This is a genomic window from Mycobacterium sp., assembly GCF_049280035.1.
GTDB lineage: Bacteria > Actinomycetota > Actinomycetes > Mycobacteriales > Mycobacteriaceae > Mycobacterium.
The window spans coordinates 1-10,868 of sequence record NZ_JBAPPI010000396.1 but is presented as its reverse complement, the minus strand read 5'-3'; the positions used below and the strand labels follow the sequence as shown (position 1 = coordinate 10,868).

At 61.5% G+C, this 10,868-nt stretch carries 8 protein-coding genes; 6 read left to right on the top strand and 2 right to left on the bottom strand.

The window, feature by feature from the left end; all coding sequences use genetic code 11:
* On the bottom strand, positions 1-2,453 hold a 2,453-nt coding region (locus WAN71_RS13220), incomplete at its 3' end, for an RND family transporter (protein WP_422225762.1).
* A 456-nt stretch (positions 2,454-2,909) separates the two neighbouring features.
* Here WAN71_RS13220 and WAN71_RS13215 point away from each other — a divergent pair.
* The 3 genes from WAN71_RS13215 (at position 2,910) to WAN71_RS13205 (ending at position 6,028) form a co-directional block, all read left to right on the top strand.
* Positions 2,910-3,731, top strand: coding sequence for a phthiotriol/phenolphthiotriol dimycocerosates methyltransferase (locus tag WAN71_RS13215; protein WP_422225761.1), 822 nt, complete (start codon positions 2,910-2,912; stop codon positions 3,729-3,731).
* Positions 3,732-3,790: 59 nt separating this feature from the next.
* Positions 3,791-5,152: a cytochrome P450 gene (locus WAN71_RS13210; protein ID WP_422225760.1), complete on the top strand. Its 1,362-nt coding sequence runs from the start codon at positions 3,791-3,793 to the stop codon at positions 5,150-5,152.
* Between the two features lie 72 nt (positions 5,153-5,224).
* Positions 5,225-6,028 (top strand): phthiotriol/phenolphthiotriol dimycocerosates methyltransferase, encoded by an 804-nt coding sequence (locus WAN71_RS13205; protein ID WP_422225759.1) that lies wholly within the window; start codon positions 5,225-5,227, stop codon positions 6,026-6,028.
* A 6-nt stretch (positions 6,029-6,034) separates the two neighbouring features.
* On the opposite strand, the gene WAN71_RS13200 is transcribed toward WAN71_RS13205, so the two are convergent.
* On the bottom strand, positions 6,035-7,528 hold the full coding sequence (locus WAN71_RS13200; RefSeq protein ID WP_422225758.1) for a flavin-containing monooxygenase: 1,494 nt from the start codon (positions 7,526-7,528) through the stop codon (positions 6,035-6,037).
* 320 nt (positions 7,529-7,848) lie between these two features.
* Here WAN71_RS13200 and WAN71_RS13195 point away from each other — a divergent pair, with 320 nt between their 5' ends.
* The 3 genes from WAN71_RS13195 (at position 7,849) to WAN71_RS13185 (ending at position 10,748) form a co-directional block, all read left to right on the top strand.
* Positions 7,849-8,454, top strand: a complete 606-nt coding sequence (locus WAN71_RS13195) for a hypothetical protein (protein ID WP_422225757.1) — start codon at positions 7,849-7,851, stop codon at positions 8,452-8,454.
* Between the two features lie 315 nt (positions 8,455-8,769).
* Entirely contained in the window at positions 8,770-9,795 is a 1,026-nt protein-coding gene (locus WAN71_RS13190; protein WP_422225763.1) for an AurF N-oxygenase family protein, read from the top strand.
* 122 nt (positions 9,796-9,917) lie between these two features.
* A complete protein-coding gene (locus tag WAN71_RS13185; protein ID WP_422225756.1) occupies positions 9,918-10,748 on the top strand; it encodes a phthiotriol/phenolphthiotriol dimycocerosates methyltransferase in 831 nt (276 codons plus the stop codon).
* The last annotated feature ends 120 nt before the right edge of the window (positions 10,749-10,868 follow it).

Here is a 10,868-nt window from a genome sequence, read left to right as displayed (position 1 = left end):
AGCAAGTACTGCCAGACCAACACGGATAGCCCGAACGATGCCCCCAACGAAATCGCCACTGTGCCAACGATTACCAGGGCCGCGACAAGACTTCGCGTGATGATCAGCATGATGATGAAGATCATGCACAGCGAAGAAATACCGGCTATCAAGAAGTCGTAGTGCGACGCCTCTTTCAGGTCGTTGAACAACGCAGCAGTACCGGCGATATAGACCTTGGAGTCTTCCAGCGCGGTGCCCTTGATCGACTCGTAGGCCGCCGTCCGTATCGCGTTGATGCGCGACATGCCCTCGTCGGTCGCCGGGTCTCCCTTATGCGAAATGATGAAGCGGGCGGCCTTGCCGTCCGGTGAGAGGAACAGCTTCATCACACGCTGGAAGTCCGGGTTGTTGAACGCTTCGCGAGGCAGGTAGAAGGAGTCGTCGGTCTTGGCCGCGTCGAAGTCCTTGCCCATCGCCGACACGTCGTTGCTCAATTGGTCGACCTGGTCGAGCATCCCGTTCATCGTGCTGTGCAGTGTCAGCACCATGGTCCGCACGCTTTTCATGGTGGTGATCTGCGGCGGCAGCAGGGCGGCAAGCTGTGGCATGACCGCGTCGGCGCTATCCAGGTCCTTATCGAGATCGCCGAACTTCTCGGTGAGTTTGTCCACACCGTCCAAGGCGTCATACGCGTTTCTGATCGCCCAGCAGACCGGGATGTTGTAGCAGTGCGGGTCCGCGTAGAAGTAACTACGGACCGGCCTGAATGCATCGTCGAAATCAGCGATTTCGTCGCGCACGTTGTTGGCGATGGCCAGCGTCTCTTTGGCGGTGCCGGCCGCGTGGTGACCGGTGCCGACGAGTTGCTGCATGAGTGCGTTCAGGCGCTCCATCGCCGAGATGGTGCCGCCGAGCTGGTCGGCCAGCGTCAACATGTCTTTCATCCGCGTTTTCGCGAACTGCAGGTTCTCGACCTGCCCGGCGTTTTGCATGCTCAATAGGAACGGTATCGACGTGTGCGCGAGCGGCGTGCCCTGCGGCCGAGTGACGCTCTGGACGCGGGCAACTCCCTCAACCCGGAAGATCCCTTTGGCGAGTTTGTCCAGGACAAGAAAATCGGCGGAATTGCGCATATCGTGGTCGGACTCGACCATCAAAATCTCGGGCAACATGCGCGCCTGCGAGAAGTGCCGCTCCGCGGCCGCCATGCCAACATTGCCCGGCACAGTCTTGGGTATGTAGTCCCGGTCTTTGTAGCTCACCTTGTATCCGGGCAGCGCCAGCAGGCCGACCAGGGCAACCGCGCACGTCGCGACAAAGATGGGCACCGGCCAGCGCACGACGGCGGTACCCACCTGTCGCCATCCCCGCACGTGGAGCAGCCGCTTCGGATCCAGCAGACCGAAACGGCTCGCCACGGTAAGAACCGCGGGAACCAGCGTGAGCGCGACCGCAACGGCGACGATCATGCCGACCGCGCATGGGGCGCCCATGGTTTGGAAAACCGGCAAGCGGGCGAAACTCAGGCAGTACGTCGCACCCGCGATCGTCAGACCTGACGCCAAGACGACGGGAGCGACTCCGCGATAGGCCGTGACGTACGCCCTCTCACGGCTTTCGCCGGCCTGACGCGCCTCGTGATACCGCCCGATGAAAAATATCCCGTAGTCCGTTCCCGCAGCGATCGCGAGCGACACCAGGATATTGGTCGCAAAAGTGGAAAGCCTGATGACGTCCTGCTCGGCCAGGAATGCAACAATTCCGCGAGCCGCCGCCAACTCGATCCCGACCATCGCCAACAAGAGAATTACGGTGGTGATCGAGCGGTACAAGAAAAGCAACATGATGGTGATCACCGCGACGGTTATCACCATGAACTTCACGACACTCTTGTCGCCAGCCTGGTTCGCGTCCGCCGCCAGCGCGGCCTGACCGGTGACGTAGGCCTTTACCCCTTTCGGCGCGGGAGTGCTGCCCACGATTTTCCGAACAGCATCGACGGATTGGTTGGACTGCGATTCGCCCTGATTACCGACGAGGTTCAACTGAACATAAGCGGCTTTGCCGTCGGCGCTTTGCGCGCCCGCGGCCGTGAGCGGATCGCCCCAGAAATCCTGGATGTGCTGCACATGCTTGGTGTCAGCTCTGAGCTGATTGATGAGGGCTTCATAGTATTGGTGCGCACTCGGGCCGAGGGGTTGATCGCCTTCCAGGACGATCATCGCCGTGCTGTCGGAGTCGGATTCCTTGAATGCCTTGCCGATACGGGCCATTGCCTTGACCGACGACGCATCGTTGGCATTCAGTGATACGGCGTGCTCTTTCGCGACCTGCTCCAGTGAGGGAACGCCGAAGCTCACCAGCAGGCTGATCGCAAACCAGCCGAGGATGATCGGCACCGCCAGTTTGCGGACCCATCCCGCTACCGACGCTCGGTTGATGCGCTCGTGGTGCGCGTGATGGTTGCTCATGCGCTGTTATCCAGACGATGCGTGTAGGCGTTCGCGTGCTTCTCCGACGCGAAGCCGGCGCGAACCATCGACATCCCTTTCACCCGTCCCGAACGCGAGCGGCGCCTCGATACGAGCGCGACCAATATGGATGAGTAAACCATGCTGTGGCCACTGCATGTCGGGTTCTTTCCATGCATTATCTAAGAATCACACGCCCATCGCAGCTTGGGGTTTTACCTGCGGATATGCCGATGCGCCACCGACCTGCTCAAGGTCCAACGCTGCCGTCCCGATTGGAGATTTTTTGCATTCTTTTGAATAGGTCGCTGGATCTGCGAACAGCTTTGGTGCGACCGACATCTCGCGGCCACCGGAGCTTCCGGTGGGTTGGCCAACGGTTGGATGTGACGGACGAGGTCCGGCGGCTTGAGCCAGCATGCGGAGTGGCCCCACCGCTCATGTCATACTGCCCCGATGGTCGCCACCACCAACCGCCTGATTTTCAACCCGTTGACCTATCGCCTTGTCATAAACCCATCCATCTACAACCTGCTTTTCACCTCGTTCGCCTCAAAACGGTTCGCGGCCCAAACCCGTCTGGTCGGCGCTGATGACTGGTTGTTCCTGAACTTCTGCTACGACGACCCGTCGATGGATCTGTCGCTCGACGAGTCCGATGAACCCAACCGGTATTCGATCCAGCTCTACCACCGCACCGCGACCCAGGTTGACCTCGCGGGCAAGAAGGTGCTGGAAGTCAGTTGTGGCCACGGTGGCGGCGCATCGTATCTGGTGCGGACACAGCAGCCCGCCTCCTACACCGGGCTCGACTTGAACGCGGACGGCGTCGCCTTCTGCAAGAAGCGGCACACCCTGGCCGGCTTGGATTTCGTCGAGGGCAACGCCGAGGACCTACCCTTCCCCGACGACTCCTTCGACGCGGTGCTCAACGTCGAAGCCTCGCACCTCTATCCCCACGTCCCGCGTTTCCTCGCGGAGGTGGCCCGCGTGCTGACTCCGGGAGGGCATTTTCTGTACGCCGATTTCCGCCGGCGTCGCGACTTCGCCGAGTGGGATGCGGCGCTGGCCGAGGCGCCGTTGCGTTTGGTGTCGAAGGACGTCATCGACAAGCAGGTGCTGCGCGGGATGGAGAAAGATAGGCCGCACAAGCACGAGCTGACCAGTCGCCATGGTGGCATGACCCGCTTTGCCAGCGATATGACCGACTGGGCATTCTGCCGCGCCGTGGAAAACGGGGAGTTCTCTTACCGGGTGTACTGCTTCGCCAAGGACTGACGCGTCGTCCCGCCCGCACAGGGTAAATTCAGGGAACCTGGTACGCAGAGGGGGACGACATGGCAACGGCGACAACTGAGCCGGTACGCCTGCCGCCGGGGCCGCGGATACCGAAGAGCATCCAGGGCCTCGCGTTACTGACTGCGCTGTGCGAAGTGATCCCCGCTCTTGGCCGGCGCTATGGCAGCGAATGCACGATCAATTTGCCGATCTTCGGAAAGACGGTGGTGGTCAGCGACGCAGCACTGGTCAAAGAAGTCTTCTCGGCCAGCGGCGACCTGCTCGAACGCCCGACCAACCTCGGCGAGGTATTCGGTCCGGGTTCGACGTTCCTCCTCAACGGCGAGGAGCACCTCGAGCGCCGACGAGTGATACTTCCGGTGTTTCACGGCAAGCGGGTGAACGCCTACGAGCACATCGTCGAAGAAGAGGTGCTGCGCGAAACCGCGAATTGGCCGGAGGGGCGCGAGTTCAAAACGCATGAGTCGATGAACCACATAGCGCTCAATGCGATTCTGCGCACCATGTTCGGCGACGAGCCATCCGCCCTCGACGAGCTTCGCAGGGTGGTGCCGACGATGGTCACCGTTGGCTCCTTCCTGCACCAGATGCAGTCGGTAGTGCGGCGTGACTTCGGTCGATGGAGTCCGGGCGGACAAATGGCGCAGTATCGGCGACGTTTCGACGCGGTCATCGACTCACTGATCGCCCAGGCGCGGTCCGACCCGGCGCTCGAGGAGCGCAAAGATGTGCTCGCGGTGCTGTTGCGTGTCCGCGACGACAACGGCGAACCTATCCCCGATCGGCACATCGCCAACGAGTTGCTGACGTTGGTGGGCGCCGGTCATGAGACAACCGCAAACCAGTTGGCCTGGATACTGGAGCAATTGCGCCGGCATCCACAGGTATTGGAGCGCCTTGTCGAGGAAGTGGACGCCGGCGGGTCGGCCTTGCGGCAGGCGACGATCTACGAAGCGCAGCGCATCCGGCCGAGTATCGAGGCCTCCTTTCGGCGTACGAAAACACGAATTCGCTTGGGAGACTGGGTTCTTCCCGAGGGCATCTATGTGACGGTCAACTTCCAGCTTGCCCACGAGTCAGCGGTCAACTTCCCCGAGCCGGATTCATTCAACCCGGATCGATTCCTGAACACGAACCCGAAGCCATTTCGGTGGATGCCGTTCGGCGGGGGTGTAAACCGTTGCCCCGGTGCGTCGTTCGCACACATGGAGATGGACATCGCGCTGCGTACCCTGCTTCGCGAATTTCGGTTCGAGCCGACCGATGCACGCGGTGAGCGGCGCCGCTACCGGGGTGTGGCAATTATGCCGTCGCGGGGCGGGCGTGCGGTCGTCCATCGGCGAACAGCCGCGACATCGCGTGATCATGCCCCGGTGTCGGTGGGCAACCCGGGCAACTGACGGCATGGAAATCGCTGTGCTGACGTCTGACCCCGCCGCCGATCCCTGCCTGGCATACTGCCTGGCATGCCCATGACTGCTACGGAACGCATCGCCGATATCGGTGTCAGATTGTTCAAAGACTTCATGAACAAGGTCTGGTACCCCTTTCTGACCCGCCGACTCGATGCGCAAGAGGTCACCTTCCTCAACTACGGCTATGAGGAGGACCCGCCGATGGGCGTGCCGCTGGAGGCATCCGATGAGCCCAACCGCTACGGCATCCAGCTCTATCATCGCGTGGCAACCCAGGCCGATCTCGAAGGCAAGAAGGTGCTGGAAGTCAGTTGCGGCCACGGTGGCGGGGCTTCCTACCTCACCCGCACATTGCACCCGGCCTCCTACACGGGGCTGGACTTCAACCCGGACGGCGTCGCCTACTGCAAGAAGACACATAACCTGCCCGGATTGGATTTTGTGCACGGCAACGCCGAGGACCTGCCGTTCCCGGACGAATCCTTCGACGCAGTCATCAATGTCGAGGCCTCGCACGCCTACCCGCGGCTTTCCCGCTTCCTCGCTGAAACCGCCCGCGTCCTGCGCCCGGGCGGACACTTTCTCTACACCGATTTCCGCGGCGACAGCGAGTTTCCCGGCTGGGACGCAGCATTGGCCGAGCTGCCGTTGCGCCAAGTTTCGGCGCGTGTGATCAACGATGACGTGGTCCGCTCGCCCGACAAGAACTCGCAGCGGTCACTGGAGCTGGTCGGGGGCCGGCTGCCGGCGTTCGTGCGGCCGTTCGGCCGCCGTTTCGCCGGTGTGCCAGGCACGGGAATCTACCGCCGTTTCGAAGACGGGACGGCCGAGTACCGGATGTACTGCTTTACCAAGGACTGAGCGACGTCAGGCTATCGCGTAGTCCGACAACGGAAAACGCTCCTGATCCTTGACGGCGCTGCGAACCGACGTCGGCCGGAAAAGCGGGGCTTCGCCCTTGCCGGTGTGGTTCCTGAACCAATACGACCGCGAATTCACGCAGCTGCCGAGCTCGAATGCCGAGTCTTCCAGCAGCTTGGTCATCCGGGCCAGGAAGCGGGCATTGGCCTCTTCGGTGACCTCGAAGGTCCGAGCGCCGCGACGCTGGAGCTCGCCGAACAGCCGATCCATGTGGCGCATCTGGTATTCCACCGTGTTGAACCACGACAACCCGACCCATGCGTATGGGCTCGCCATCGACAAGAAGTTCGGGAAGTGCGGCATCGAAATGCCCTCGTAGGCTTGGAATTGCGTTTCGCGCCACCACTTTCCGAGGTTGCGACCCTCACGGCCGATCACCTCGATCGCCGGTAGGTTCGCCTCCCACACGTCGAATCCAGTCGCGAGGACCAGGGTGTCGATTAACCGTTTGGTGCCGTCCCTCGCGACGATGCCATCGGGCTCGATCCGTTCGATGCCGTCGGTTTCCAGATGCACATGCGGTTTGGTGAACGCCCGGTAATAGGTATTCGAGATCGTCGGGCGCTTGCATCCAAAGTCGAAGTCCGGGTTGAGCTTCCGGGACAACTCCCGGTCGCGAACCAACAGCAATCGATAGATCTTCGAGAAACGTGAGATGGCCTTGTTGACCAGCTTGAAGTAGCGGTATTTCCACATCGTAATGACCATCGCGAATTCCAGGCTGGTGTCGGTGCACCACCGCACAGTGCGCTGGGTAAGCGGCGCTAAAGCGAAAAGCCGTTGTATCGCTGGCGTGAACGGGACGTCGAATTTGGGCAACACCCAGATCGGCGTGCGCTGATACACCGTCAGCTCGGCGACTTCCTTGGCCAGCTCCGGAACGACCTGCACACCAGTGGAACCGGTCCCGATGACTGCGGCCCGGCGACCGGCGAGCGAAACATTGTCATCCCACTTGGCGGTGTGCAGGACGCGTCCGGCGAACGTTTCGATGCCCGGGATATCCGGGGTGCTCGGCTGGCAGAGGAAGCCGGTCGCGGCGATCAAGAATTGCGTGCTCAGCGTCTCGCCACCCGCGATCGCAACCCGCCAGACTTGAGCATCCTCGTCCCAGCGGGCGCCTTCAACGATGGTGTTGAAGCGCATGAAGCGGCGTACGTTGTACTTCTCCGCGACATCCACGGCGTAGCGCTTCAATTCGGCACCGGGCGCATACAGCCGCGACCAGTGCGGGTTCGGCTCAAACCAGTACGAGAACGTGGGCGACGGTTGATCGACAGCAAGCCCCGGGTAGTGGTTGACGTGCCATGTTCCCCCCAGGTCGTCCTCGCGGTCGACGATCAGGATGTTGTCATAGCCCAGGTGGCTGAGCTGGATCGCCGCGCCGATTCCACCGAAGCCCGCCCCGACGACGATGACATCGAACTGCTGCTCGCCCATAAGCATTAGACGGTACCTTCCGTCTCAGCCCGACGACTGGTCGTCACCCGATTGAGCGTTTCCGAGCCGAAGAATTGGATCATTGTCCAATAGGTTCGTACGGCTGGAGTTACCGTGCACAAGTCAAATCTGGCCTTCCGAAGGATCCGACTATGCGTCGCGCACGCCGTCGTTGGCGCCTGAGCGCCGGGGTGGCGTCGTCGGCGCCGGCCTCATCGCGGTCCCGGTGGCAGCACCAATACCCGACGTGCAGGTCCGCGACGTGCGCCTGACCAGCGGGGACGGCGCGGATTCTGCTCGGCGATGGCACCGCGTCGGTGATGGGCGGCAGCGGTATCCCGATACCCCAGGGGCCGGCCAACGTCGCTACTCCGTTCGAGTTGTTCCCGACCAACCTCAACTGGACCGACGTGCTAACCGCGCTGGTCAACGGGGTGCCGCAAGGCATCGACGCCGCCATCGCCGATCTGGAAAATCCGGACAACTACCAAATCCCGTCACTGCTGGACAAGCCGACCTTGGCGCCGCTGGTGGATGCGGCATACACGTCCGGGCTCATCGACACCCTGCAGCCGACATCACAGGAGCTCACCCAGGCGCTACTCGGCGGCAGTTTTCCGGTTTCCGACGCGACCCTGCTCTCGCCACCGGCCGATCTCATCAACGATTTCACCAGCACGCTTTCCGCCGATTATGCGGCGCTGCTGCCCATCGCCGACACCATCAATGCGCTGAAAACCACGCTCCCGGCATTCGACCCGTCGTTGTTCATCGACCAGCTCGAGGCCGGTAACCTCTTCGCCGCGATCGGCGACCCGATCGCCGCTGACGCCGCCTCGGTCCCATTCGCGATTTTCCTCGGCGCGGGCCCGATCGCGGATGCGGTGGAAGGCACCCTACTCAACATTGCGAACCTGATCCCGTAGCCTAGGGAGGCGAGCAGCCAACCAGCGGCCAGCAGCGCGCCCTCTGTCCGACGGAAATGGCTGCTCGGGGGCACAAACAGTAAGGTGATTGCGGTCGGCTTGCACATTGGCAACGGTCAGGAGAACCAGGCCCTGCTGCGCTAGGTCTTTCACCCTTAGGCCGGTAGACTCCGGATCCGACTGTGCCCAACGAAGCGCATGTGTCAAACACGCGCATCGACTCGAGCACCCGAGGGGAGGTTCGGATTGCCGGTCGTACTGGGCAACATCTGTTGGCTATTGGGCGTCGTTCTGCTGGTGAACCTGCTGCTTTTTGTGGCGTGGACCTGCATGGTCAAGCGCTGGAGACGCAACATGGACGTCAGCGACGACCCCGAGTACGTTGCGAACCTCGCGACTCTTTCCGAGGCTTCTGTGCGCCGCCACTTCAATCCCTACACCGACATCGACTGGGAAGCGCCGGAATTCTCCGTCAGCAATAACGACCCCCGCTGGGTGCTGTCAGCCACCGATGCACTGGGACGGCATCCTTGGTACCAGGCACAACCGCTGGAAAAGCAAATTGAGATCGGACTGTGGCGCCATGCCAACACCGCAAAGGTGTCCCTGCAGTTAGAGAGCATCCTGATCCGCGGTCTGATGAACTACACGTACTGGGTGCCCAACGGATCACCCGAATACCGCTACTGCGTGCACGAATCCATCGAAGAGTGCAATCACGCCATGATGTTTCAAGAACTGGTGAACCGCATTGGGGTGGATGTTCCGGGCATGCCGCGGTGGCTGCGATGGATATCACCCGCCATCCCGCTCTACGCGGGGCCGCTGCCGGGCACGTTTTTCTTCGGGGTGTTGGCGGGCGAGATGCCGATCCACAACATGCAGAAGAGCATGTTGCGGGAGGACAAGTCGCTGCATCCCATCATGGAGAAGGTGATGGCGATCCACGTCGCCGAGGAGGCCCGCCACATCTCCTTTGCTGACCAGTTCCTTACCAAGCGTGTGCCGCGTATGGTGCGGCGGAGCCGGTTCGCGCTATCGCTGTACGTGCCGATCGTCATGCGGGTGCTGTGCCAGGCGATCGTCGTGCCGTCGCGCAGCTTCTTCCGAAAGTTCGACATCCCACGCTCGGTGCGAAAAGAGTTGTTCTTCAACGCGCCGGACTCGCGTCAGGCGTTGCGCCACATGTACGGCGACGTGCGGATGTTGTGCGACGACGTTGGGTTGATGAATCCCGTTGCTCTGTTGCTTTGGCGTATTTGCAAAATCAACGGTCAGCCGTCGCGCTACCGCGGTGAGCCGCAGCGCGAACATCTGCCAAGCCCTGCTACCGCTGCCTAAATCTTTTGCCGCACAACACATCAGGCAGTCATCCGGTTAGATTCACGACCGGTGTTATTTAGTCGCGTGTGAAATCCGCCATGCCACAACCGCCGAATGTGATGCTGTGCGATACTTCCAGGATGGTTCGCAGCCCATCCTTGGACAAAGTCGGCGCAGGTCTGGTCTATCGCATTGGCTCGACGGCGACTTACAAGAAAATCTTCCGATACTGGTATCCGATGATGACCCGGCGGCTCGGTCAGCAGGAGGACGTCCAGTTCCTGAACTGGGGCTACGAAGAAGATCCCCCATTGGGTCTGCCGCTCGACGAGTCTGACGAGCCGAACCGGTACAGCATCCAGCTTTACCACCAGACCGCGACCCAGGCCGATATCAGCGGCAAGAAAGTCCTGGAGTGCAGTTCTGGGCACGGGGGCGGCGCGTCATATCTGACGCGCACGTTGAAGCCGGCGTCCTACACGGGGCTTGACTTCAACGCTGCCGGAGTCGAATTCTGCCAAGAAAGGCACAAACTGCCGGGCCTGGACTTCGTGCATGGCGACGCCGAAAGCCTGCCCTTCCCGGACGAGTCTTTCGACGCGGTGATCAACGTCGAGGCCTCACACATCTACCCGCACTTCGAACGCTTCCTCAGCGAGGTAAACCGGGTGCTGCGTCCCGGGGGGCACTTCCTGTATGCCGATTTCCGTAACCGCGACGGCTTCCCGGCATGGGAGTCAGCCCTGGCGGAATCCGGCCTGCGGCAGGTCTCCGAGCGGGTCATCAACACAGAGGTTTTGCGCGGCCTGAAGAAAAACTCGCCGCGGTCCAACGAATTGATCAACAATCGCTTGCCGGCCTTCTTGCGCCGCTTTGGCCGTGAGTTCGCAGTGGTGGACGGTTCGTGGTTCTACAACGACCTCGAACGTGGCGAAATCGACTACCGCGCATACCACTTCATCAAGGATTGAGGTCTATCCGGCGGGGCCCGGGAGACGCCGCAGCGTTACGTACCTAGAGCGATGCAACCATCGACGAGTACAGGTTGGTGATGTATTCGTTCACCGCGTCGATGACAGACGCCCCCGAAA